Origin of the sequence: Wolbachia endosymbiont of Dirofilaria (Dirofilaria) immitis, assembly GCF_013365455.1 — a bacterium.
GTDB lineage: Bacteria > Pseudomonadota > Alphaproteobacteria > Rickettsiales > Anaplasmataceae > Wolbachia.
This window is the reverse complement of sequence record NZ_CP046578.1, coordinates 738544-764261: the sequence shown is the minus strand read 5'-3', so window position 1 is coordinate 764261 and position 25718 is coordinate 738544. Positions and strand designations below refer to the sequence as shown.

Here is a 25718-nt window from a genome sequence, read left to right as displayed (position 1 = left end):
GGTGCATTAGGCTTTTAGAGTTATTGGTTCCCTTGCGTTAAAGTTAGTATTAATACTGAAAGTAAGAGGGGTTTAGCAATAGCAATGCGTGAATTTTATTATAATTTCATTATGAGGAGAAGCTATTTGAGAAATTGAGTATTACTGGAAAGGAAGTGGCTGGAAAAAATCGTATAAAATTGATGTATGCGTTAAAAAAGTAAAGACATCTTGTTGAAAGGACTTGAAAAAATGTAATTGATTTGTTAATTAAATAGAGAAGTTTTCGTAAGGTCCGGGCTTAGGGTTATTTTAAGAAAGTGATAGAAGTTAGAAAGTTGACACAAGAGTTAAATTAGTATCAGGCAAGGCTAGGCATATAATTATTTGATTGTATTGTTTTCCTCTAAGAGAAAGTTTAAAGTCTAATGAGAGGTAGAGAGCATTAGTATTAAAACTCGTGAAATGTAAGAATACTTTACTATTTATTCGGGGTTTTAATGTTTTTATTAAAAAAAGTCTCTGATTTGTTTATGAAAAGGTATGAAAATTGTGAAATTTTTATTGATGCATTCAAGGGTAAAATGAACTATATTGGACTAGGTAGCAAACTCTTTCTTAACTATTCTCTCATTGCTTTTTCTGTTTGTCTACTTATAGAGAATTTTATTACTAGTAGATTATTGTAGGTATAAGTATACTTAGCTCTTTAATTTGTATGGCAATGACGATATTTATTGAAGTTCTGAATTCTGGCTTCTTATGTTTTCTTAAAAGATTGGGGAGTATATGTTGAAAAATATGCAAAAGATTTGCTAGGAGGAGATTCAAAAGATAGAGTACAAAGGAATTAATTTATTAAAATAGTATGATTCACGCGGAAACTATTAATGAGGTATTATTATACTTATTGTTAGAAGGTATTTTGTGGAGGTGGCTAGAGTGAATTCCTGAAAGGAATTTTGGTAAAATAAAAATTGTGCTGTTCAGTGTTAACACTGAACAGCAATCTAGGTTGCAGGGAATTGAATTTATATAATGATCAGTGTAGTATAAGCTTTTAGCTATATGGATGGATTTTAGAAAAGTAGAATTGATATTTGAAAGGTTTAGGCAATTAAATCCTACGCCGAAGGTAGAACTAAATTATACTAATCGTTTTACATTACTGGCTGCAATAATTTTGTCGGCACGTGCAACTGATGTAAGTGTTAATAAAATCACAAAGGAGCTGTTTAGTATTGCTGATACGCCAGAGAAAATGCTAATTCTTGGGCAAAATGAACTAAAGAAACGCATAAGTAGCATTGGTTTACATAACTCTAAAGCAAAAAACATAGTTAAGCTTAGTGAAATATTAGTTGAGCGTTACAATGGTAAAGTTCCTATAAATTTCAACGACTTGATGTCCTTGCCAGGAGTAGGAAGAAAGAGTGCTAATGTATTCTTGAATTTGGAACTTGGCATTCCAACATTGGCGGTTGACACTCACGTTTTTAGAGTAAGCAATAGGGTTGGACTTGTGAAAGAAAAAGATGTATTTAAAACAGAGCAATCCCTTTTAAATAGAGTTCCAAAGAAATACCTATTCTATGCTCATCGTTGGCTAGTTTTGCACGGTAGATATACTTGCAAAGCACAAAAACCATCGTGTGCAACGTGCATAATCTATGATTTGTGTGAATTTGAGGCAAAAGGTGTAAGGTCGTCTAGTGTTTCTTCTTTTGTGTTATCCTAGTATAACCATACAAATATTGTGGTTTGAACTTGTCTGGAGGATATCACCTCGAGCAGTCCGACACTAAAATCTAGGAAACTTAGTTTTAACTAGGTGTCTGCATGATGCATGATAAAGACTAGACTTCAACATCATGTGCTGGAATGATGCTACTTGTTATAAAAACAAATGTTTGTATACTGGTTGCTTTATATTTGAAAGATTTACTAAATAAGAAAAGAAATTAAAAGAAACTTTATAGGTAGTTACCTTTGCTCTCTTTCAAAATCTTGTAAGTTGATATTTTACGCTGCCTTAAATGACTTATAGGTGTGCTTTAGTCTAAAAAACCTGGGAAGCTCTCTAGATAAATTAGTAGAGACATGGAATACATGTAGCACAAAGAGTAGAATATAAAACGCTAACTATGTTACACTTTTATCATTTGACTTATAAGAGTAAAGTTTACTGAATAGTTTTTGTGCTTAATTTATTCCTGTAGCTACAACGTTCTTATATAACATCTGCTAATTTTGCTCTTCCTTCAATTAAATGACGGAAATGTCTTATTAGTCCTTGAACTGGCCAAGCTGCAGCGTCACCTAATGCACAAATTGTATGCCCTTCTATTTGAGTTGTAAGATCGAGTAGCTTATCTATTTCACCAGGTTTGATCTCTCCTGTTACCATCCTTTTCATAATTCTCCATATCCATCCAGTACCTTCACGACATGGTGTACATTGCCCACATGATTCGTGCATATAGAAGTGCGATAATCTCTCTATTGCAGCTATTATGTCAGTTGATTTGTCCATCACTATTACAGCAGCAGTTCCAAGCCCTGACTGTACAGCTCTTAATGAATCAAAATCCATTTCAACAGTGTCACATATAGATTTTGGAATTAATGGCATTGAAGATCCACCAGGTATTACAGCAAGTAAATTATCCCAACCTCCTTGCACTCCGCCTGCGTATCTTTCAATTAGTTCACGTAGTGGAATTCCGAGCTCTTCTTCAACATTGCATGGATTATTTACATGTCCTGAAATACTAAAGATCTTAGTGCCGGTATTATTTGGCTTACCAAGAGACATAAACCACCCTCCTCCTCGACGCAAAATATCTGGAACCATAGCTATAGTTTCAACGTTGTTTATTGTAGTTGGGCAGCCAAAAAGTCCAATACCTGCAGGAAATGGAGGCTTTATACGAGGGAAGCCTTTTTTCCCTTCGATTGATTCAAGCTGAGCTGTTTCTTCCCCGCATATGTAGGCTCCTGCACCCCTATGGATAAATATATCAAGATCATAACCTGATTTGCAGGCATTTTTCCCAATTAAGCCTTCTTTATAAGCTTCCTCAAGTGCTTTTTTTAAAACTAAATACTCGTTGTAAAATTCACCTCTGATATAGATATATGCAGCTGATGCGTTGATCGCTTTGCCAGCTAGGAGAATTCCTTCAAGTAATTTATGTGGCTCATATCTCAATATACCTCTGTCTTTGCATGTACCAGGTTCTGATTCATCTGCGTTGACTACTAGATATACTGGTTGTTCTTTTGAAGGCTTTTTTAGCATAAAGCTCCACTTAAGGCCAGTCGGAAAACCTGCACCTCCTCGTCCCCTCAAGCCAGATTTTTTTATTTCATCGATGATCTTTTCAGATCCTAAATCTAATAGTGCTTTTGTTTTCTGCCAACTGCCACGTTTTTTTGCATCTTCGAGCAGTGGAGTTTCTTTGCCATTTAAGTTCGTAAATATTTTGTCTTGTTCTTTCAACATGACTATTTAAAACTCTAAGTGAATCAATAATGCTAAAACGAAGATATTTTACGTTTGCTTATTGATTTGATAAAGTTACTGTATAGAATATATTTTATTGTTACTAATTTGCTAAGGATACATACTCTGTAAAAACTTACAATAAAAATTAAAGTGAGTCTGTAAATTTTAATTAAACCAGTGAAAGGTTTTTATTATTGCTCATTGTCCTGGTCTCATGGGTGTAGTTTTTTTAATGAGAGTAAGAGTTGTATTAAAGCTAGTGGTTAGGATATAAGAGTACTATTTTATCATTGAAAGATTTGCTAAAAATTGGCTATGCTTATGAGGTTAATCTTTAATTATATTGATGATTACTGCTGCCTGCTGATTCTTCCTAATTATAGGACAACAGCTAATGCTTAGCGTGTTAGCTACTGTATTTTTTGCAAGTGCCTAACTGCAGAAGTTGAATCACGCACTATAAATACTAGATATGATAATACTGTAAATACAAGTTTATATACCTTTAAGTTGGAAAGTGGGAAAGAGTTATATGCTCGTTATATATCAACTTGCAGGTGAAATAAGAGTAAATGGCTAATATTGTCTGCATTACTCTTTATTATTACCGTCATCCTCTCCTTTTCAGGAAAGGCTGAATCAGCAATTGGTAGTTTTAAATAAGGCCAATCTGATTTATAGGCATTTGTAGTATAAAAATTATTTTGAGATTTTTTTTACTAAATTATAAGCTTGTGCTTAAGTGATTCTATCCTTATAAAATAATCACTCTGTTGTTTGGTAGCTATGCTGTCTGTGGGTTCAATTTTATCTCTTTTCTAAAGAAGGTGTTCTTTTTTTGTATATGGCTTTATAATCCCTATGTGAAATCCTGATTGAATTTTTGTAAAGGCTACAAAATCTCCTTTTGAAGACTAAGCAGGTATAGTGTATTTCTCGTTGCCAAACTAATTCTCCTCGGTTTTTTACTTTTTTAGTAAAATTGATGATATATAATTGTTGACTTCCACTTACATTAGAACTGAAGGCCATATTTCTGGTCTAGATAAAAGTAAGGAGAAGTATTTATAGCTAAATTTCTAGTAATTTTTTTTGTATGCTTACTGCTTAAATCTTAAAGGTGATTAGTTTTGCCATCAAAATGAATGGGGGGATTAAAGTAGATTTACTATTAGAAAGAAATCTCAGAACAGGAATAATTACTAAACGTATTTAACTATTCTATTTAGCGAAAATCTAGATATCTTACAAATTTACCGCTATTTGTTAAGTATTTTATATTACTTTCATTTTGATTCATAGGTTATTTTACGTATTGATCTATAATCACTATCTTTTTCTTCAGCAATATGTGCATTATCTTTATATTGAAGTGCCTCTCGCTTTAGTTTATCATATGTTATGTCTGAAATTAGATGACTGATTTTTCTCCTGTTTTTTTTGCTGGAAAAATAACTGACTGAATAAACAGCTTCTTTTTATGGTAGTGTCAAACAAATGAAATGATGATTCTAAGATTCTATCTTGTTAGCTTAAACTGATTGTAAGATTTGTGACTGGTGCCTTATCTTTTTAAGGCTTGGATAGCATAGTTTCAAGTTTCTGTATCATGTGCTACATAATGAAGTAAGCTATAGTTAGATAAATTTATCTCAGCTGTTTTTGCAATATTTTCGCTTAGCTCACTTTTTAGACTTGTTAAATGTATACTTAGATACAATAGGCTTATGGCTACTAACATTGCTTTTCTCATATCTATGCAAAGTAGTTTTAGTGAGATAAGGCAAAAAATAACGAAAGAAGTGATATTAGCTCTGAACAAGTTACTTCATTTATATTTTATACCTGTTCTATTTGTACTTTAATTATAGGTCTTTTCAGTAAGTATTCTTTTAAGATAGAAAATATTGAACTCTCAATCTTACTTCTTATTTTTCTTGTTGATTGCAAGCTAAATGCTAACTCAACTGCTTTTATGATTCTTTGTATGATAGCTGCATCTTCTGTTGCTTCGAAGATACCAGGTGCAAATACTTTTGGTTTAACTAGCAATCTATTTTTCCTGTTAACGACTGCTGTTACTATAATAGCTCCTGCATCCCTCATTCTCTTACGCATTTTTATAACACTGCTCTCTGGATAACGTAGCAATGTACCATCAATGCCGAAGTAATCGACATCAATTGAATCAATTTTTTCTCCATTCTCTAAATTAACAATATCACCTGGTGCAATCATTATTGCTTTTTCTACACCACACTCCTTAGCAAATTTTGCGTGTGCGTGAGTATGAATATACTCGCCATGGACTGGAATAGATATTTTAGGTTTTATTAAAGAGTACATTTCCCTTAGTTCTGCTTTCATTGGATGTCCAGAAGCATGGATGTCCTCTGTTTTTTCAGTAATAACTTCTACGCCCATCTCAATAAAAGCATTGAGCATATTATGTGTACGAGTTTCATTTCCAGGAATGATTTTTGATGAAAGGATCATTGTATCACCATGTTGCATTTTAAATACATGATGCCTCTTATAGGCAAGTTTTGAAGTTGCTGACGTTGGTTCGCCTTGACAGCCAGTGCAAATTAATAATAGCTTTTCTCTTGGCGAATCTACCACGTCTTTTGCTTCGAAAAAGTGAACAGAATCGATTAAATAACCACTGTCTTGTGCAACTTTTACTATTCTCCACAAAGATCTACCAAGCAAAACCACTTTTCTATCTAGTGACTTTGCAACCTGGCTTATTGTTTCAATTCGCGCCACATTTGAAGCGAAGAGCGATACGACTACCAACTTTTTAGACTGCCTTGTTATGTTGTAAATATTATTATAAATTTTACCTTCTGATTCAGGATCACGTCTACTCAATATGTTTGTTGAATCACAAATTGCCGCAAGTAAATTACCTTTATTGCCAATTTCTTTTAAACGACCTATATTAGAGGTTAATCCAATAATAGGTTTTGGGTCAAATTTCCAATCGCCAGTATGGAACACACTACCTATGCTAGTGCTAATTAATATTGAATGTGCCTCAGGGATTGAATGAGTTACATTGATAAACTCAACAATGAAAGGACCTAAATTTATGCTACCGTTTATGTCTACTTCTTTCACAGGCACCATACTTTCTAATTGAAACTCCTTTAGTTTCTCCTTGAGGAAGTTAACTGTAAAATTTGTTGCATATATAGGACATTGTAATTCTTTCCATAAATAAGGCACTGCACCACAGTGGTCTTCATGTGCATGTGTGATTATTATTCCAAGTAAGTCATTTTTTCTTTGAGAAATGAAGCTTATGTCAGCAATGAGCAGTTCAATACCTGGCATAGTTTCGTCATCAGCAAAACCAATACCAAGATCAATCATGATCCACTTTCCTTGGCAGTGATATAGGCTAACGTTCATTCCAATTCTGCCTACTCCTCCGAGTGGAAGGAATAAAAATTCGTTTTTGTTTATATTCATTAATTTTAAATTATTAAAATGTGAAGATAGCAAAACTTCAGTTCTAAATAAAGGGGTTTATTATTTTTGTATAACCTAAGGAAAACTTGAAGCTTTTGTCTTTTCATTTTTTACTGAAAACTCATATCTAACTATAAGATTTGGTGTATCACTTTGGCTTCAGAAGTTATTTTTGGACATAGTTAACACCTTGACTTTGCTTAATTAGTATTCCAAATTATAAAAAATAAATGGTTCTATGACAACGACTTTATTAAAAGGCAAAAGGGGGTTAATAACTGGAATAATAAATAAGAGATCAATAGCTTATGGCATAGCAAAAACCCTATCAGAGCACGGAGCAGGACTTGCAATTACCTACCAAAATGAAACGATAAAGGAGAGATTATTACCGATAGCAACTGAACTAAATGTAGAGTTAGTACTGAGTTGTGATGTTACAAATGAAGGAACTATAGATAGTGTTTTCGAAGTAATAAAAAAAAAGTGGGGCACTCTTGATTTTTTGGTACATGCAATTGCATTTTCTGATAAAAGTGAATTAAATAGTAAGTATGTTAATACTTCATTAAGCAACTTCCTTAATGCAATGCATATATCGTGCTATTCTTTTACTGCTTTGGCGCAAAGAGCTGAAAAAATGATGCCAAATGTCGGTAGTCTACTTACTTTATCTTACTATGGTGCTGAAAAAGTTATACCAAATTATAATGTCATGGGCTTGTGTAAAGCAGCACTTGAGGCAAGTGTGAGGTATCTAGCATGTGATTTAGGACCACAGAACATTAGGGTCAACGCTATTTCTGCTGGTCCAATCAGAACTTTAGCATCTTCTGGGGTAAGCAATTTCTGTTTCATATCGAAATGGAACAGAAGCAATTCTCCATTGAGACGTAACACTACAATAGAGGATGTTGGGAAAGCAGCATTGTACTTACTGAGTGACTTAAGTAGTGGTACCACTGGGGAAATTCTGCATGTTGACTCAGGGTATAATGTAGTAGGAATGAAGGTCATTGATTCGAATGTAATTCACAGTTGATACAGGAAAAAAGGCCTTTTGAAAACTGATAATATGATTTATAATCACTTGCATAAGTCTTGGATGTTTTATGTTCAAAAAATTAGTCTGGTATTGGTTCTTTGTAGAATTAATTAAGGGGTTTGCTGTTACATTGAAGTATATGTTTAAGCCGAAGGTTACGCTAAGGTATCCTATGGAGAAAGGCCATCTGAGTCCAAGGTTTCGTGGTGAACATGCATTGCGCAGGTATTCAAATGGTAAAGAGCGGTGTATAGCTTGTAAGTTATGTGAAGTTATCTGTCCTGCTCAAGCAATAGTTATTGAAGCGGAAGAAAGAGAGGATGGTAGCCGTTACACTACACGTTATGATATTGATATGACAAAGTGTATATATTGTGGGCTTTGCCAAGAGGCATGTCCAGTTGATGCAATTGTTGAGGGTCCTAATTTTGAATTTGCAACAGAAACAAAAAAGGAACTAATATATAATAAGGAGAAATTATTGCGTAATGGTGAGATTTGGGAAAAAGCAATTGAAGTTAGGTTAAAAAAGAATAAGCCTTATTATTAAAATTGATGATAAAGATTACCTTTTCACCTGGAGAAAAAGTAGAAAAATATAGTAATATAGTTACTATTTTTGATCTATTGCAACTAGATGTTTTGAAAGAAGCTATTGCTTTAAGGATAAATGGTGAGTTGTGTGACCTTTCACGTGAAATTGAATCTGGTACGGAGATAGAGGTAATACAGTTCGGTGATGAGGTAGCTCTAGATATAATAAGGCATGATGCTGCTCATATAATGGCTCAAGCGGTGAAGGAACTTTTTCCTAATACTCAAGTTACTATTGGTCCAATAATTAAAGATGGCTTCTACTATGATTTTGCTACGGATCATACTTTTACTATGGATGATCTTACCATAATAGAAGAAAAAATGAAAGGAATTATAAAAAGTAATTATAGATTTTTCCGAGAAGTCTGGGCTCGTGAGCAAGCAATTGATTTTTTTAGTAGTATAGGCGAAAAATATAAGATTGATATTATTTCTTGCATACCAGAAAATGAAGATCTAACTATTTATAGGCAAGGAGGTTTTGTTGACTTATGCCGTGGTCCACACTCTCCTTCAACTGGTAGAGTTCGAGCATTTAAACTTATGAAAGTTGCAGGAGCATACTGGCGTGGTGATTCCAATGGTCCGATGTTGCAACGAATATATGGTACTGCGTGGAGAAATAAGAATGAATTAAATACTTATCTTGAATGTCTAGAAGAAGCAGAAAAACGCGACCATCGTAAAATCGCTAAAGACATGGACTTATTTCATATTCAAGAGGAAGCTGTAGGGCAAATTTTTTGGCATGAACAAGGGTATATCTTATATAACATTCTTGAGTCTTATATAAGAAAAAAATTAGTAGATAATGGTTATTTTGAAGTAAGGACTCCTGTTCTAGTAGGTAGGGGACTATGGGAAAAATCTGGGCATTGGGATAAGTTTCGTGAAAGTATGTTTGTTGTTGATGGGCTTAAGAATGAAAAACTAGCGATAAAACCCATGAGTTGTCCTTGTCATGTACAGATTTTTAACTCTTGCACTAGAAGCTATCGTGATTTACCAATACGTATAGCGGAGTTTGGTACGTGTCATAGGAATGAAAGCTCAGGTTCATTGCATGGGCTGATGCGAGTGCGTGGGTTTACACAAGATGATGCGCACATTTTTTGTATGGAAGAACAAGTCAATTCTGAAACTGTAAAATTTTGTGATCTTTTGAAGGAAGTATACTCAGAGCTTGGATTCAACGAAGTTTCTGTAAAATTCTCAGACCGTCCTAATATTAGAGCAGGAAGTGATGAAGTGTGGAATAGGGCTGAAAAAGCTCTGCTCGAAGCTGTCAAGAAAACAGGTTTAAGTTATGAAATCAACCCAGGTGAAGGTGCATTTTATGGCCCAAAGTTAGAGTTTGCTCTAAAAGATGCAATAGGTAGAAATTGGCAGTGTGGAACGCTGCAAGTGGATTTTATTTTACCAGAACGTCTTGGAGCCTTTTATATAGGAACAGACGGGCAAAAGCATCATCCTGTTATGTTGCACAGAGCAATTCTTGGAACTTTTGAACGTTTTATTGGGGTTCTAATAGAGCACTATGCAGGAAAATTTCCATTATGGCTTGCTCCAACGCAACTTGCTATTCTAACCGTCACAAATGAAGTTGACAACTATGCTACAGAAATTAGCGGCGTTTTAAAAAAACAAGGTGTTAGGGTTAAAATGAATTTAACTAGTGAAAAAATTAGTCATAAAATACGCTTGCATAGTTTGAACAAGGTGCCTATATTATGGATTATAGGCAAGAATGAGGTTGCAAGTAAAACTGTGTCAGTGAGAAATTTAGGGTCAGAGAGGCAAGAGTCTTTTTCTTATGAAAAAGCTGCTGAGCTTCTACTAAAAGGTATTAACTTGGGTTAAGGGAGTTAAAGTTTGCAAATTAAAAAAAACAGGATTAATAAGTTTATTACGGCTAAAGAGGTACGTCTGGTTGATCAGAATGGCAATATGGTTGGAATCATGGCAATAGAACAAGCTTTGGAGTCTGCACAGAATGTCAGTTTAGATTTAGTAGAAATTGTTCCTGATTCAGCTCCTCCAGTATGTAAAATCTTAGATTACAGTAAGCAAAGGTATAATGCAAAAAAGAAAGCAAGTGAAGCAAAAAAGAAACAGAAGATATTAGCTATAAAAGAAATTAAGCTGGGCCCTAATATTAGCGATCATGACTATGAAACAAAATTACGTCAAGCAAGAGATTTTCTTACACATGGACACAGGATCAAAATTACAATGAAGTTTAGAGGTAGAGAGCTAATAAACACTGAAGTTGGTCTGGAGAAATTAGAACGGTTGATTAGAGATACTGGAGATATTGCTAAAGTAGAATTAGCTCCTAAACAAGAGGGGAATCAATATTTTTTAGTTCTGGTTGCTAAATAGCAAAACTTGTTGTCTACTAAAACTATTTAATGATTTTTACTTAAGTTAGTAAAACAATTTTCATTGTGCCAATAAAATTATAGAATTGGCACAGCGCTGTAACCGGGTATATGGCAGCTAGAGTGTGGTTAAAATATGAAAAACCTTGTCAAAAGAAAGATTTTACCAATCGACTTTTTTATCTTTGTCTTTGATTTGAAGTATAGATACTAGGCTAATTAATGCGCAGGCAGTAAGATAGATGCCTGATGCAAATTTTGTTTCAGTTTTTTCTATAAGCCACATACATATAGATGGAGAAATGCCGCCGAAGACTCCTGCAGATACGTTGTGAGCTAAACTAAAACCAGTACATCTAACCTTTGTTGGGAATAATTCACAAATAAGAGAATTATATATTCCAAAAGATGCACCTATTGGTATGCTTATCAACAGAAAAGTGAGCATTACAATGTAGTGATTATTGTATGATAATAGCGGAAAGACTAGTAAACTGACACAAGCTAAAATTATTAATGTAGGAATCATCACATTCTTTCTTCCAACTTTATCAGATAGTGTTGCAAGCAACACTGCAGACACTCCAAATGTAATTTCGACCATGATCCTTACTACGTTTTTGATATCGATGCCTGATAGGATAATCTCTTTTACAGATATGTTATAAAACATGATTGTTGAATAAACAATTGCATTCTGAGCAATGCCAAGCCCAATTGCTATCATAAATGCTCTTTTATATTTCTTGAGCAATTCTAGAAATGGTGAATGAAATAAGCCTTTATTTCGGCTGTGCATTTTATATGCTAAGCTTTCCTCTATTATATATCTTATTAGAAAACCTATTATACCCATAATAGAGGAGAAGTAGAAGAGCAATCTCCAACCCCAAACTTCATAATTTTCACCTGTAAGCTTTTTACAAATAGCTATCATTACAAAGCATGTAATGGAACCAAGTGCGCCACTGAAAGCCTTCATGCTACCTAAAAAACCTAGATTTTTTTTATCGCTTGAGTGCTCTATTAGAAATGCTGAATTTATACTTGTTTCTCCACCTGTTGCCATTCCTTGTATTATTCTGCAAAACAGAAGTAATATGGGAGAAAATATTCCTATTTTTTTGGCGCTGGGTATCACTGCGATTGCAGTAGATGATATTGAGGCTAATATTACAGAAGCCAGTAAAATTTTTCTCCTGCCGTACTTATCTCCAATATAGCCAAAAACAAATGCTCCAAGTGGCCTGAATCCAAATCCAATTGCAAAACTGCCAAGAAATTTAATTTTTTTTACGTATTCACTACTTTCTGATGAAAAGAGAACATCACTTATTATGTGTGTCAAAACTCCAAATAGAGTCAATTCATACCATATAATCATATTGCAGATTATACCTGATATTATTGCTTTTTGGATATTATTCACACTTTTTCAGTTTAATATAATCTGCGGTGCTGTCAATCAATAACTTGCAAGAATAATTCACGTAAATGTCCACTTTTTATCTTAGAAGGAGCACCCATTAAAACATCTTCGCCTTGTTGGTTCATAGGGAAACAGGTTACTTCACGAATATTTGGCTCGTCAGCAAGCAGCATGACCATTCTATCAACTCCTGGTGCTATCCCACCATGAGGTGGTACCCCAAATCTAAATGCACGCACAAGTGCACTAAATTTTGTATCTACTTCTTCTTTACTATAGCCTGAAATAGCAAAAGCTTTATACATAACATCTAGCTTATTATTGCGAATCGCTCCGCTTGATAATTCTATTCCATTACAAACTAGATCATATTGGTAAGCAAGAATATATAATGGATTTTTTTCCTCCAGATCTTTCAAGCCACCATGCGGCATAGAAAATGGATTATGAAAGAAGTTGATTTTTTTATTTTTATTGTCATACATAAAATATGGAAAATCAATAACCCAACAGAATTTGAAAACATTTTTATCTATTAGGCCTAATTCTGATCCTAAAAGGGTACGTACTTTTCCTGCAATTACTGCTGCTTCATTTTCTTTGTCAGAAGCAAAGAATATGCTATCTCCAGGCTTTATATTTGTTACTTCTCTTATATGATTTAGCTTATTATCATTAAAGAATTTAGCGATTGGTCCCTTTATAGTACCATCTTTATCAAACGTTATATACCCAAGACCTTTAGCTCCGAATTCTTTTTGCGCATGCTCTATCTTTTTATCAAAAAAGCTCCGTGGCTTTCTTGCTGTTTTAGGAGCGGGAATAGCTCTGACTACCATGCCTTGTTGAATATTGCTTTTGAAGATATTGAACCCTGAATCACGGAAAACTTCTGTAACATCACTAATTGATAATGGATTGCGTAGATCTGGCTTATCAGATCCATATTTAAGCATTGCCTCTTTATATGTGAGGCGTGGGAAATTTTTGTCAACTGACTTGCAAGAGAATTTAGTGAACACTTTATATAAAGTAGTTTCAATGACCTGAAATATATCTTCCTGAGTCACAAAAGACATTTCAAGATCTAGCTGGTAAAATTCTCCAGGAGAGCGATCTGACCTTGTATCTTCATCACGGAAACATGGTGCAATTTGAAAATATTTATCGAACCCTGACACCATTAGTAATTGCTTGAAAATTTGTGGAGCTTGTGGTAATGCATAGAATTTACCGGGGTTTAGTCTGCTTGGTACTAAATAATCACGTGCTCCTTCAGGAGATGAAGCAGTAAGTATTGGAGTTTGGATTTCTAAAAAACCTTGTTCTATCATGAGTCTGCGGAGTTCTGCAATGATTTGTGAGCGTAAAATAATATTATTACGAACTTTTTCTCGCCTTAAATCAAGAAACCGATATTTTAACCTCATATTTTCTGAGTATTCTTGCTTGCCAGAAATACTTGCTAATATGCTTTTTTCTTCTTTTGCTATTTCTTCATCACAATGAAATTTGACTTCCGATTCAATGTGCAAATTAATAACTATAACCTCAATTTCTCCTGTAGGGATAGAGCTATTTACTGTATCTTTAGTTCTAGCTTTTACTATTCCTGTGACAGTAATTACACTCTCTGATTTTAAATTTGAAATTTCATCAAAAAAGTCTTTGTCATTATTAAATACTAACTGAGTAATTCCATAAAAGTCTCTCAAGTCAATAAAGATTAGATTACCATGGTCACGCTTATGGTACAGCCATCCAGAAAGAGTGACTTCCTTTTCTATATCGCCTTTCCTTAATTCATCGCACGTATGAGTTTTATAGCAATTCATATTTGTTGCAGCGGCATTTTAAAGTATAGGAGTAAATCTTATCAAATACAAGTTTGTTTGCTTGGATACTTGTATTATTTTTGAAGTTCAATGTTACTTTCTGGTATCATTTTTCCTACAAAAAATTGTGAAGTTTCTATAGTTAGGCTATGATTATAGATGGCTCTTTCAATAAGCTGAGTACAAAAATGTCATTTGGGCAAATCATTATATGTAGCACAATTTTACTTGCTATAGCTGCAATATTTTTCTTTTTTAGAAAAATATATAGAGGTTGGGTTAGGAAAATTATCTTCCCTAAAGAAGGGCTTAAAGAAGAATGTGAAGAAAACAGGAAATATAATGAGCTATATCAAGAAAATAAGCGAAGAGAGCTAATAAAACGTTTAGAAATGCTACGTGAGAGGCAAAAGGATATACAGTATAAAGGGGATCCAAAAATAGTTGGCATAGCAAAGCCAGTAGGTAAATGGACAAAAATGGTTATAGTTGGCAGTAATTTAATGCAGCGTTTTGCACAATTGATATATAAAAAAGATAGGCAGAAAGGATTCTGGGAGATATTTATAAGAGCTCAAGCTTCAACTCGTGAGAAGCATAAAGGAAGAGGTAGGTAATTCATGCTCGAATGTGAAGGTTTATCCTGTGTCCGTAATAACAAAATATTGTTTAAAAATCTTAGTTTTAAAGCTGAGCCAAAATCGAGAGTTTTAATTACTGGTCCAAATGGTAGTGGCAAAACCAGCTTAATTAGAAGCTTGTCTAGGCTCTTGCCACCAGTATCGGGAAGCATAAGATACTGTGGAAAAGATATATATAATGATCCACGACCTTATGTATCTTCTATGGTCTATGTGGGGCATAAGAATGCCTGTAAAGATAACCTAACTGTTGCTCAAAATATAGAATTCTGGGCAGGAATACGGGATACTAGAGAGTTAACCATGGCAGCTATTTGTTGTTTACAGTTGCGACCTGTACTTAATGTTAGATATGGTGCACTTTCTGCAGGATGGAAAAAGAGAGTTGCTTTTGCTCGCCTTTTGATTTCTAATGCAAATGTTTGGTTAATAGATGAACCATTTTGTAATCTTGATAGTACGGCGTATAAATTAGTACTGGGTTTAATCTTAACGCGTTCTGAACAAAATGGTATAGTGGTTATCACGGGACATAATCCCATGAAACAATTGTATGATTTTATAACGATTGACATGTGTAATTTTATGGTTGATTGCTCTTACTGAGCAAAGGTGGAGAGAAAGTTTAAAATGTTTTATAAAAAGAGTATAGTGTTTTAAAATAATATAATATCTACATTGCTTGACGTGTTTTTATAGTTCTACCATCCTAATAATAGCGATATTTTTTGGTCTAAAGGTCTGTTTTTACTTTAAAAGTAGCTAGGGTTGTTGTAGGTCTTATGTATCTGATTGTAGTGATTTTATGGTGCTATTCAGAGTGCTTGGATGTATCTATTGCCAGTACCCTTTTAAGAAAATGAAAAAAAATTCACAACGGAATTGTTATAATAGTACCATTTTGATATAACTACTACTTCAGTAAATAAGCTTTCAGTGAATTTACCCAAAGTAGGTCACTGAATAGACAATATGTTCAACTATTTTTCTACTTCGCTGCTACTTTAAATAGCAGGCTAAGAACGATAAGCTAATACCAGAGCCTAGAAGTTATATATGCTAAACCTGTTTGTACTAGTTACAGTAGTGTATTTAATACGCCTAATTTTATTGATTTTACTGCTATTTTTCAATAGGAAGTATATTTTTTACCTTTTAGTATTTTAATTATAGGTACAAAGTGCCTTCAAACCTATTGCTAAGAATGCTAAAGATAGTACAGAATGGCAAGTACTTACACTTGTGGTGTAAATTGATTAATTAATACCAAATTTTGCTTGGTAAGTAGATGCGTATCTTGTCCTCTTATGAAGATTTGACCTTAAATTAACACTACACCAATACCAGCGTGCAGAGTAATTACATTCTTTCTCTGTTAAAATAGTAATATATATTAATCATCTAGCTAGATTATTAAAGCTTTCGTTTTTCATTTTGAGTGCGACTCTAAAATCTGCTTTTAATGCCTGCATTAGCGTTAGCATGCTTTTTAGTGTCTCTTCCAACATCATTTTTTTACTTCTTAAAAATTTGATGCTCTTCTAAAGTAAATCATATTTTACTTAAGCATGGTACTTTTTATCATAATGAGATTTAACATGCTTTGAGTGACTTATTGTTCTAATAATCTCTATCGCATGATTCAGTTTGAAAGTATAAGTTTTTAGATTTAGCATTTCATGTGTTCGACAAATGTCCTCTTCAGCACTGCTAGCAGAAATCCTGAAATGACTTGGGAAAGACTGTAGGCAACTTCAATTTTTTCTTCCTATTAGAGCAAAGGCTCCTTTTGTATTGGTATCTGTATCTTTTCTTCATCTTCTAGACTTGCTATGTTATTGAGTAATGCTTCAAAGTAGTTAACTCTAGGATAAAAAATTTTCTAGTTATTTATTTGAGTGCTATTAGATAAACACTCAACCAAAAAGGCAGCAAAATTACTAATATAAAGATGTTGCCCTGAACTTTTACCTGTTGTTTATGACTTTCTATAGCTAAAAATTATATTTATCATTTAGAAGGCTATTTATGCAGGAATGGAATTTTTTACACTTCTAAAAAAGTAGTATATACTTTGTTAACTAAAAATCACTTTTTTTCGATATGCAAGATTTTAAGATATTAAAAAATCTAAAAGCAAAAACACTAGAAGCTGAAAAAGGAGGAGGTTCTGATAGAATTGATAAACAACATGCAAAAGGTAAATTAACTGCTAGAGAAAGACTGAGTATACTGCTTGATGAAAATTCGTTTGAAGAATATGATAAATTTGTGAAACATCACGCAACTGATTTTGGTATGCAAAATGCTAATTTTCTAGGTGATGGTGTTATAATTGGCCATGGTACTATTTATGGTAGAAAGGCTTTTGTTTACTCCCAGGATTTTACTGTCTTTGGTGGGTCTCTTGGTGCATCTCACGCAAAAAAAATATGCAAGATTATGGATATGGCAATTAATGCTAGAGTTCCTATTATTGGGCTAAATGATTCTGGTGGAGCTAGGATTCAAGAAGGAGTCAATTCCCTTGCTGGTTATGGGGAAATTTTTCAAAGGAATGTTGATGCATCAGGAGTTATACCACAAATTTCTCTAGTCATGGGTCCATGCGCTGGTGGTGCAGTTTATTCTCCAGCATTAACTGATTTTACTTTTATGGTGAAAAATAGCTCATATATGTTTATAACTGGACCAGATGTGGTAAAGAAAGTGACGTATGAAAATGTAAGCCATGAAGATCTTGGTGGAGCAAAAATTCATACAAGTAAAACGGGGGTAGCAGATTCTGCGTTTAGTAATGATATTGAAATGCTGCTAAAAATGCGTGAGTTTTTTACCTTTTTACCAGCGAATAATCAAGAGGCTCCAAAATTAGTGCCGACTTACGGTAATGTTAATGACGTTGATGAATCTTTAAATACTCTAATCCCTTATAATTCTAGTACTCCTTATGATATGTATGAGCTTGTTGAGAAGGTATGTGATGAAAGAAAGTTCTTTGAACTAAAGCCTGATTTTGCTCGTAATGTTCTAATTGGTTTTGGTAGGATTAAAGGGAGTACTGTTGGTATCGTTGCAAATCAACCTATGCATCTTGCAGGGTGCTTAGATATTGATTCTTCAAGGAAAGCTGCAAGATTTGTAAGGTTCTGTGATGCGTTTAATATTCCTATTATCACGCTCATTGATGTTCCAGGTTTTTTACCAGGTACAAGTCAAGAGTATAATAATATAATACAACATGGAGCAAAACTACTTTACGCTTATGCTGAGGCGACTGTACCAAAAGTTAGCTTGATCACTAGAAAAGCATACGGTGGTGCGTATATTGTTATGAGCTCTAAACATCTAAGAGGTGATATAAATTATGCTTGGCCGACTGCTGAAATAGCTGTAATGGGGCCTGAAAGTGCAGTTGAAATTATATTTCGACATGAGAAGGATCAGCAAGCCTTGATTAAGGAATACAAAGAGAAATTTGCTAGTCCATTTTTTGCTGCATTATATGGGTATGTTGATGATATAATAATACCAAGTAAAACGCGTTACCATCTTCATAAAGCACTAGAGTTACTCAAAAATAAAAAAGTAGAAAGAATATGGAAAAAGCATGATAACCTGCCTCTGTAACTTTTTTCTGAGTTCTTATTTTAAGTATAGTCAGTGTGCCGTTACCAAGACTCGAACTTGGGACCTCGTCATTACCAATGACGTACTCTACCACCTAAGCTATAACGGCAAGGTTCATGCATATGAGTAACATAAAAAAGAATGAGAAGAAAGAAGAAGAAAGAAAAAGATTAGCGAGGGCTTTAAAACAAAATATCCTAAGAAGAAAAAAACAGCAACAGGTTAGACAAAATAGGCCACTTTCAAAGTTTATTTATGGTGAGAAATTTTTGGAAAGGAGATTCATGGAATGCCTGAACATGTTTTTGGAATTTTTAACAGTAAAATTGTCACCAGAAACTTAAGTTTTAAGGAAGGCCTTATGCCAGAACTGCCGGAAGTAGAAGTAATCTCTAATTTTTTACTTAATGAGATAAAAAATAGGCAGATAAGTAGTGTAATAGTTAATAATTGGAGTATGCGTGTGTCAGTAACAAAGAATATTAATGATATACTAAAAAATAGATGTGTAAGTGATATCGAGCGTAGAGGTAAGTATATAATCTGGTGTGTAGACAATGATGCAGCTGTGATTATGCATCTTGGCATGAGTGGAAAGCTTATATATGCTGAAGGTAATCGAGCACAGGGTAAACATGATCATGTGATATTTTTATTTTCTGATAATGCTTCAATAACCTTTTATGATCCAAGGAGGTTTGGGTCAGTTATTATTTTAAGTAAAGAGCAAAAAAGTAATTTTTTTAATAATTTTGGAATAGAACCTCTCACAAGTGAATTCAGTGGAAGTTATTTGCAGAAGTTACTGAAAAATAGAAAAGCAAATATTAAATCGACATTAATGAATAATAAGCTAATAGTTGGTGTGGGTAACATATATGCTTCTGAGAGCTTATTTAGAGCTCGCATATCACCGCTCAGGCCGGCGCAGGATTTGAAATATAAAGAGTGCGAGAAACTTGCCACCGAGATAAAAAATACTTTGAATGATGCAATTGCTGCAGGAGGTTCAACGGTGAGGAATTATACACAGCCATCTGGGTCTGTTGGATACTTTCAAAATAGTTTCTATGTATATGGTAGAGTTCAAAATCCTTGCAAAGTTTGTGGTAATATCATAACACTTATACGACAGAATGGTCGTAGCACTTATTTTTGTAATGCATGCCAAAATTGATTCATATTTTTAAATATGACGTTTTCACCTGAGAAAGATCCACTTGGTTTGTTTTCAATGTGGTATACAGCAGTGCTTAATTCTTCATGTAAAGAACCAACTGCGATGACACTAGCAACTTGCAGTAAAGACTGCGTTCCATCCGCAAGAGTAGTGTTACTAAAAGAATATGGTGAAAAAGGCTTTGCGTTTTTCACTAACGTGAATAGCAGAAAAGGGAAAGAATTAACTGAAAATCCTAAAGCTGCATTAGTATTTCACTGGATAGAATTTTCTAGACAAGTACGAGTTGAAGGAGATGTTAAACTTTTAGATAACGAGCAAGCTGGCAAATACTTTTCTTCTCGAGCACGCAATAGTCAAATTAGTGCATGGTGCTCAAAGCAATCAAGCATTCTGGAAGATTGGGAAAACTTCAAGCAAGATATCGAAGTTAAAGAGAAGGAATTTAGTGATATACAAGTTTCCTGTCCTGTTTTTTGGGTAGGATTTTACGTGATTCCAAAAATAATTGAATTTTGGCAAGAAGGTGAGTATAGGAGGCATACTAGATTTAGGTATACTCTTGTTGCAAGGAGCAATTGGAAAATAGAACAGCTGTATCCTTAACTATGTAAAACTATGTAATACAATGAACACTTTGATTTAGTAATTACCTTCACTGGAAGTAAGACAAAATTAACTTAACGTCTGTATAGCTATACGCTGCAGCACACTGTAATTGTTTTTAAAGCTACTGGTGTTATTTAAGTATTATATCAGAAAAGTAGTGGTTGTGAATTGTGGTGAGACTAACTCAAATTATAATATCTACAATGTGTAATTAAATATATACGAAAGAATCTTTTGTGGAGAATAGTTCTTTTCTTATACTGTTGTATATAATATGCGTAAAATAATATTGAAGAAACAGTAGCAATAACTTTTGATCTGCAACTTAAGATAATGAAACGTAAATTGATCTTATCTGCAAGTGCTCCTATTTTGAAGCTCATGCTACTGATAATGTAGCAGAATAGACTATAAAAGTTCTTTAGTCCTTTTCTATATAACCTTTCTAATTAACTGGTAATAATGATTTTTTCTGTGGAATTTTGATTTTCTGTTATTATTAGGGTGAGATCGATTTAATAATTAAAGTAACTTTTGGAATATAGACATGAAGTTGCGGAGGTAGGATTTGAACCTACGACCTTCAGGTTATGAGCCTGACGAGCTACCGAGCTGCTCCACCCCGCGTCGTTATTTAGCTATTATATCTGTAATAATAAAAAAATAAAAGAATAAAATTATCCCTATAGTATATAGGGTTTTTTATATAATAAACTGAGTTGTTAGTTTACGGCATTTAGTTTTGTTCTTATCCGCATTTCCCTGAACCATTGATTATTATCATAGCACTTAGGTTATTATAGTATGCTTGTAGAGAAGAATTTGGTGTTTCTTTGGAATTTTTTTTTATTGTGCTTGGTATTTTCTCTAGTTTTATATATATCTCTTGGTATCTTAGTCAGTACTGATAATGCTGCTATTAAAGAGCAGTAGTAAATTACTATCCTTTACGGGAGAAGCAGGAGCTTTTTGCTATTAAAACATGAATGAAGCAAAATGGGCAGGGTTAAATTTTTTAACTATGCTAAGTGTAGTAACTTAGAACAAAGGTCTCAATTGTGATAATCATGTTTGTGTATATAGCGCAGGGAGTAATAAATTTAGTACTCTTCTCTATTTCAATATGTGTTGAGTGCTCTAATTGTTATAGTGCGTTGGCAAAATTTGGTTTTGCCTATGTCATAATTAGTCTCAACTGAGACTAATTATGACATAGAGCTTGATATTATCTACGAAGATGAGAACATTGTGATTCTCGATAAATGGAGTAAATTGATTTGTCTACTTAGGTGCTAGAACAAGTAATGGATACACTTTTAAGTACAATTATTATATGTCTTACTAAAATCCTCTATGCTTGTGTAAGATTAGAAATTGTTTATAGACTTGATAAAATGCTAGTAAGCTGGTGCTGCGATGACAGTTTGTGGAGTATTCCCCTAACTAAGTGATTATAAGACTGATATTACTTTCAAACGTGGTAGTAAAGAAATGTTATATATAACAAAAACAACGGGAAACTGGAAATTTCCTATTATTTAATATAGATGGCTATGTAGGATAAGTAGACCAGTTAAGTATGTTTGGGAGCAGGTGGAACACTAAATTTGGGCTTACAGGTTATGTAGTGATATTACATTGTTTGGTGGTCAAAATTTATGGGAAAATAATAACAAGAGTACAAATGTGATAGAATTCTAATTTTTGTTTGTACCTTTAATAGAAAAAGTATTACATATGTATAAACTAAAGGATTATACTATCTGAAAAGATAGGGGTATATGGAATTTAAATCTGGTTTACTAAAAGGTATAAAAACCTGATCAGTAAGTTTAAAGGAGCAGTGGATTATGCAATTGCTTAAGTAGTAAGTAAGTGATATATAAGATAACGCCTTGACAGTTGCAGTGAATTTTTCTCAATGGTAGAATAATGACTGGCATACGGTTTAAGTATTATGATTAGTTTGTTATTTATAGTGCTGGTGTTTTTTTGTGGTGATGCGTTTGCAAAACAGGAACCACGTTCAATAGCTGCAGACAGTCATATAAAGGTAATAAATTATAATCCGCAGGCTATACATAAGTACACAGGTTTTTATGGTTATCAGTCTAGCATATTGTTTGAGTCAGGTGAGATAATACAGAACCTTTCAATGGGCGATCCAACTGGTTGGCAGCTTATTCCTCAGGGCAATAGGTTGTTCATTAAACCTATAGATGATATTGCTGATACTAATGCAACTATTATTACTAATAAAAGAGTTTATTACTTTGAATTTCGTGCTGAGGAAGCGACTGGGCTAGATGATCCAAGGTTAGCATATGAAGTTAGGTTTCTTTATCCACTATTTAACAGTGATGAAATCTATACAACTGGTAACGGTGATATTCTTGAGCAAGCTAATCCTACTACTGTGCTGCCTGATATGAATGATATTGAAGTTATAAAAAGAGGCTTAAACTTTAATTATTCTGTCTCACATGTTAAAGGTAGTGAATCAATAGTACCAACTAAAGTCTTTGATGATGGGAAATTCACGTATCTGCAGTTTAATAAAACAAATTCTGATTTTCCAGCAGTTTTTATGGTTGACTCTGCAGGGTATGAATCTATAGTGAATTTTCGAACAGTTGATGATTACCTTATACTTGAAAAAGTAGGTTCTGTGTTTACCTTAAGAAACGGGTTGAGCACAGTTTGCCTATTTAATGAAAATGTGCTTTGATAGAAGAGTAAGTAGTTAGTATAAGCGGTAAGTTTATACTAATGTGTAATTAGGGAGTAGATATAAGGTTTTTGTTTATTCGTAAAGTAGTAAGAGGTAATTCAAGCTGTAAAAATAATAAAAAAGACCAGCTCACTTATGCTGGCTGTAACTGAAAGTCTACCTGTCAATCTCACCAAAAACTATATCAAGTGAACCAATGATTGCTACAATATCAGAAAGCATGTGCCCTTTTGCCATGAAATCTAAGGCTTGTAAATGTGCAAAGCCAGGTGCTCTTATTCGACATCTATATGGTCGATTAGTACCATCTGAAACTATATATACTCCAAACTCGCCTTTTGGTGCCTCAACAGCCACATAAGCCTCACCTTCTGGTACATGGTATCCTTCTGAATAAAGCTTAAAATGATGAATTAGAGCTTCCATAGACTTTTTCATCTCTGCTCTTGGCGGTGGAGAAATTTTTCTATCTTCAGTTTTTATTGGTCCTTCAGGCATTTTCTCTATACATTGCTTTACTAGTCTAGTAGACTGCCTAATCTCTTCCATCCTTACTAAATAACGGTCGTAACAGTCGCCGTTTTGGCCGATCGGTATATCAAAATCTAATTGATCATATATCTCATATGGCTGGCTTTTTCGCAGATCCCAAGCAAGTCCGGCTGCACGCAACATTGGGCCACTAAAGCCCCAGTCAAGAACCTGTTTAATTGACATTTCACTGATTCCTACAGTACGTTGTTTCCATATTCTATTTTCTGTTAAGAGGTCGTCAATATCGTCTATATACTTTGGAAACTGCTCTATAAACTTTGCAATATCCTCAGTTAAACCTTCTGGAACATCTGCTGCGATTCCACCTGGCCTAATATAAGCTGCATGAAACCTTGCCCCTGAAGCTCTCTCATAAAACTCTAATATCTTTTCTCTTTCTTCAAAGAGCCATAAAAGAGGAGTCATTGCTCCGACGTCGAGTGCTTGAGAAGAGATATTGAGTAGATGGTTGAGTATTCTTGTTAGTTCACAAAATAGAACACGCAAGTATTTTGCTCTAATTGGAACTTCACATCGTAGCAATTTTTCCACGCATAGTGAATATGCATGCTCTTGTGACATTGGTGATACATAGTCAAGGCGATCAAAATAAGGTAAGGCTTGAAGATACGTTTTATGTTCTATTAATTTTTCAGTACCACGGTGTAGAAAACCAATATGAGGGTCTGCTCTTTCAATCACTTCGCCATCCATTTCTAAAACAAGACGCAACACTCCATGTGCAGCCGGATGTTGAGGCCCAAAATTTAACATCATCGTCTTTAGGTTAGACATATGTGGTAACTTGAAGTATTGAAATTATATAGGCAAAAGTGTGTTAAAAGTCAATAGACTCTTGTATAACATTTAGCAGCACATAGATATATTAGAAATAAAGGAAATTACTTGACAAATTTTGTAATTCTCTTTACCATAAAATCAAAGGTATTATGTAGCTAGTGTCTTAATACATAGTTTTTTTACACTATGCTTACCTTATATCTTTATATCTTTGTAAATTTTGCTTAGTCTTCTAGGTTTTTATTTATATAAGTATGAAATTGTACTTATAAAGCGTTTAAGATAATATGGAACATCAATTTTTAATAGTGGAGGATATTATCTCTAGGGCTTCTTTTATTTTTCCGTTTAGTAGATTTCTTATAGGTGTTCAGTGGTGTGGTTGAAAGGTGTATTGTGTAGAGTGTTTAGTAATTTATTTTTAATTTTTTAAATGATTATATTTTTATATTTATTTTTAATAAAAATACTTATTTTTTGAAATTTTTTTCTACTGAATCACCAAATGGATGCTTTAATTGTTTTGTAATGCAAATACTTTTTTCTATTTTATACTAGGTATTAGATGAATTTACTTCAGGGTCAGAGGCTTTAAATTCTATTCTTAATAGTTTAAGTTTTGTATCAGACTCATGACAATAGTTATAACCTGAGTTCTACTTCTATGACTTTATTTTATTCCTTTTGTATTGATACTAACTTTGGTCTCAACTTTTCGATTACTAGTCTGTTGCTGATTTATTGAATATTGGAGTCTTGTTCATTTGGTTTCATCTACTCTTGCTTACTTACTTACTTTATTTTACACTAGTCCATGATAAGCTCAAAAATTAGATTTTATACCTTTTGCTTTTTTCTCTACCCTTTTTTTTTTGAAAATCACGCTTTAGTGTAGATAGAATTTTAAAAAGCAAAGTAAAGTATTTGACTAGTGCTCTTTGGCTTGTTAAGACTTTTTCTTTTTTTTTTGTGAATCTTTAATATGTTTTTTTCTTTTGTTATTTTTAGATATTGTGTCACGTATTGTTAATTCGCCAAACACTAAGCAGTATTCTTTTTTATGTTCTATAAAAACTTTCTAGTTATACGGTACTCTTTCTTGTAAGCAGATGCTTTTAATGTTGGTACCTGAAATTACTATAAGAGCTTCCCTAATCTGCGCTTTTGTAACTAGCAGTATAGACTAGTAATTCTGTTTTCGATAACTAAGACCATAGGTAAGATCTTTTCCAGGCACTGAAAAATGATATGATTACACTTCCATTTCTTTATGAAAACCTTTTTTAGGTAACTGTGCTGAATAATTTTACCTAAATTTACTGACTTGATATGTACTTTACC

General features: G+C 33.6%; 17 protein-coding genes and 2 tRNA genes. 12 read left to right on the top strand and 7 right to left on the bottom strand.

All coding sequences use genetic code 11. The features are described from left to right. The first annotated feature begins 1051 nt into the window (after positions 1-1051). Positions 1052-1717 (top strand): endonuclease III, encoded by a 666-nt coding sequence (nth, locus tag GOY12_RS03020; RefSeq protein ID WP_175818576.1) that lies wholly within the window; start codon positions 1052-1054, stop codon positions 1715-1717. 492 nt (positions 1718-2209) lie between these two features. On the opposite strand, the gene nuoF is transcribed toward nth, so the two are convergent. Next, the gene (gene nuoF, locus GOY12_RS03015) at positions 2210-3484 is read right to left on the bottom strand and encodes an NADH-quinone oxidoreductase subunit NuoF (RefSeq protein WP_175818575.1); all 1275 of its coding nucleotides are present in this window, start codon (positions 3482-3484) and stop codon (positions 2210-2212) included. Positions 3485-5326: 1842 nt separating this feature from the next. Next, positions 5327-6964, bottom strand: coding sequence for a ribonuclease J (locus GOY12_RS03010; RefSeq protein ID WP_175818574.1), 1638 nt, complete (start codon positions 6962-6964; stop codon positions 5327-5329). Between the two features lie 238 nt (positions 6965-7202). Between GOY12_RS03010 and GOY12_RS03005 the strand changes: the two genes are divergently transcribed. From GOY12_RS03005 to infC, 4 genes are all read left to right on the top strand, one after another. After that, a complete protein-coding gene (locus GOY12_RS03005; protein WP_175818573.1) occupies positions 7203-8006 on the top strand; it encodes an enoyl-ACP reductase FabI in 804 nt (267 codons plus the stop codon). Positions 8007-8076: 70 nt separating this feature from the next. Next, positions 8077-8559 carry an NADH-quinone oxidoreductase subunit NuoI gene (nuoI, locus tag GOY12_RS03000; RefSeq protein WP_175818572.1) on the top strand — a complete coding sequence of 161 codons (483 nt, stop codon included), beginning with the start codon at positions 8077-8079 and terminating at the stop codon, positions 8557-8559. A 5-nt stretch (positions 8560-8564) separates the two neighbouring features. Further along, a complete protein-coding gene (gene thrS / locus GOY12_RS02995) occupies positions 8565-10466 on the top strand; it encodes a threonine--tRNA ligase (protein WP_175818571.1) in 1902 nt (633 codons plus the stop codon). 12 nt (positions 10467-10478) lie between these two features. Next, positions 10479-10988, top strand: a complete 510-nt coding sequence (infC, locus tag GOY12_RS02990; protein WP_175818570.1) for a translation initiation factor IF-3 — start codon at positions 10479-10481, stop codon at positions 10986-10988. A gap of 162 nt (positions 10989-11150) precedes the next feature. Here infC and GOY12_RS02985 read toward each other — a convergent pair whose 3' ends face one another. Together GOY12_RS02985 and aspS are read right to left on the bottom strand one after the other, a co-directional pair. After that, positions 11151-12416, bottom strand: a complete 1266-nt coding sequence (locus GOY12_RS02985) for an MFS transporter (protein WP_175818569.1) — start codon at positions 12414-12416, stop codon at positions 11151-11153. 32 nt (positions 12417-12448) lie between these two features. After that, the gene (gene aspS / locus GOY12_RS02980) at positions 12449-14251 is read right to left on the bottom strand and encodes an aspartate--tRNA ligase (RefSeq protein ID WP_175818568.1); all 1803 of its coding nucleotides are present in this window, start codon (positions 14249-14251) and stop codon (positions 12449-12451) included. A gap of 149 nt (positions 14252-14400) precedes the next feature. Here aspS and GOY12_RS02975 point away from each other — a divergent pair, with 149 nt between their 5' ends. The 3 genes from GOY12_RS02975 (at position 14401) to GOY12_RS02965 (ending at position 18522) form a co-directional block, all read left to right on the top strand. Then, a complete protein-coding gene (locus GOY12_RS02975; RefSeq protein ID WP_246214371.1) occupies positions 14401-14868 on the top strand; it encodes a hypothetical protein in 468 nt (155 codons plus the stop codon). Between the two features lie 3 nt (positions 14869-14871). Further along, complete coding sequence (ccmA, locus tag GOY12_RS02970; protein WP_175818567.1) at positions 14872-15498, top strand: heme ABC exporter ATP-binding protein CcmA; 627 nt, start codon at positions 14872-14874, stop codon at positions 15496-15498. Between the two features lie 1497 nt (positions 15499-16995). Beyond that, on the top strand, positions 16996-18522 hold the full coding sequence (locus GOY12_RS02965) for an acyl-CoA carboxylase subunit beta (protein ID WP_175818566.1): 1527 nt from the start codon (positions 16996-16998) through the stop codon (positions 18520-18522). A 36-nt stretch (positions 18523-18558) separates the two neighbouring features. Here GOY12_RS02965 and GOY12_RS02960 read toward each other — a convergent pair. Next, a tRNA-Thr gene (locus tag GOY12_RS02960) sits at positions 18559-18631 on the bottom strand. A 13-nt stretch (positions 18632-18644) separates the two neighbouring features. Here GOY12_RS02960 and GOY12_RS02955 point away from each other — a divergent pair. Genes GOY12_RS02955 through pdxH form a run of 3 tightly spaced genes read left to right on the top strand, consistent with a single transcriptional unit; the run spans position 18645 to position 20308 of the window. Further along, the gene (locus tag GOY12_RS02955; protein ID WP_246214369.1) at positions 18645-18866 is read left to right on the top strand and encodes a hypothetical protein; all 222 of its coding nucleotides are present in this window, start codon (positions 18645-18647) and stop codon (positions 18864-18866) included. 17 nt (positions 18867-18883) lie between these two features. Beyond that, positions 18884-19699, top strand: a complete 816-nt coding sequence (gene mutM / locus GOY12_RS02950) for a bifunctional DNA-formamidopyrimidine glycosylase/DNA-(apurinic or apyrimidinic site) lyase (RefSeq protein WP_175818564.1) — start codon at positions 18884-18886, stop codon at positions 19697-19699. A gap of 15 nt (positions 19700-19714) precedes the next feature. Beyond that, positions 19715-20308 (top strand): pyridoxamine 5'-phosphate oxidase, encoded by a 594-nt coding sequence (gene pdxH, locus GOY12_RS02945; RefSeq protein WP_175818563.1) that lies wholly within the window; start codon positions 19715-19717, stop codon positions 20306-20308. 556 nt (positions 20309-20864) lie between these two features. Here pdxH and GOY12_RS02940 read toward each other — a convergent pair. Beyond that, positions 20865-20938: transfer RNA gene (locus tag GOY12_RS02940), tRNA-Met, on the bottom strand. A 1330-nt stretch (positions 20939-22268) separates the two neighbouring features. On the opposite strand from GOY12_RS02940, the gene virB9 reads away from it, so the two are divergent. Further along, positions 22269-23039 (top strand): P-type conjugative transfer protein VirB9, encoded by a 771-nt coding sequence (gene virB9 / locus GOY12_RS02935; RefSeq protein ID WP_175818562.1) that lies wholly within the window; start codon positions 22269-22271, stop codon positions 23037-23039. A gap of 159 nt (positions 23040-23198) precedes the next feature. Here the strand turns inward: virB9 and GOY12_RS02930 are convergent, their stop codons facing one another. Beyond that, a complete protein-coding gene (locus GOY12_RS02930) occupies positions 23199-24371 on the bottom strand; it encodes an NADH-quinone oxidoreductase subunit D (protein ID WP_175818561.1) in 1173 nt (390 codons plus the stop codon). Between the last annotated feature and the right edge of the window lie 1347 nt (positions 24372-25718).

Coding starts and splice junctions, on each gene's coding strand:
- aspS (WP_175818568.1), bottom strand. CDS start 14,251: ATGAATTGCTATAAAACTCATACGTGCGATGAATTAAGGAAAGGCGAT.
- nuoF (WP_175818575.1), bottom strand. CDS start 3,484: ATGTTGAAAGAACAAGACAAAATATTTACGAACTTAAATGGCAAAGAA.
- ccmA (WP_175818567.1), top strand. CDS start 14,872: ATGCTCGAATGTGAAGGTTTATCCTGTGTCCGTAATAACAAAATATTG.
- GOY12_RS03005 (WP_175818573.1), top strand. CDS start 7,203: ATGACAACGACTTTATTAAAAGGCAAAAGGGGGTTAATAACTGGAATA.
- GOY12_RS02930 (WP_175818561.1), bottom strand. CDS start 24,371: ATGTCTAACCTAAAGACGATGATGTTAAATTTTGGGCCTCAACATCCG.
- pdxH (WP_175818563.1), top strand. CDS start 19,715: ATGACGTTTTCACCTGAGAAAGATCCACTTGGTTTGTTTTCAATGTGG.
- GOY12_RS02975 (WP_246214371.1), top strand. CDS start 14,401: ATGATTATAGATGGCTCTTTCAATAAGCTGAGTACAAAAATGTCATTT.
- GOY12_RS03010 (WP_175818574.1), bottom strand. CDS start 6,964: ATGAATATAAACAAAAACGAATTTTTATTCCTTCCACTCGGAGGAGTA.
- virB9 (WP_175818562.1), top strand. CDS start 22,269: ATGATTAGTTTGTTATTTATAGTGCTGGTGTTTTTTTGTGGTGATGCG.
- nth (WP_175818576.1), top strand. CDS start 1,052: ATGGATTTTAGAAAAGTAGAATTGATATTTGAAAGGTTTAGGCAATTA.
- mutM (WP_175818564.1), top strand. CDS start 18,884: ATGCCAGAACTGCCGGAAGTAGAAGTAATCTCTAATTTTTTACTTAAT.
- GOY12_RS02955 (WP_246214369.1), top strand. CDS start 18,645: ATGAGTAACATAAAAAAGAATGAGAAGAAAGAAGAAGAAAGAAAAAGA.
- thrS (WP_175818571.1), top strand. CDS start 8,565: ATGATAAAGATTACCTTTTCACCTGGAGAAAAAGTAGAAAAATATAGT.
- nuoI (WP_175818572.1), top strand. CDS start 8,077: ATGTTCAAAAAATTAGTCTGGTATTGGTTCTTTGTAGAATTAATTAAG.
- GOY12_RS02965 (WP_175818566.1), top strand. CDS start 16,996: ATGCAAGATTTTAAGATATTAAAAAATCTAAAAGCAAAAACACTAGAA.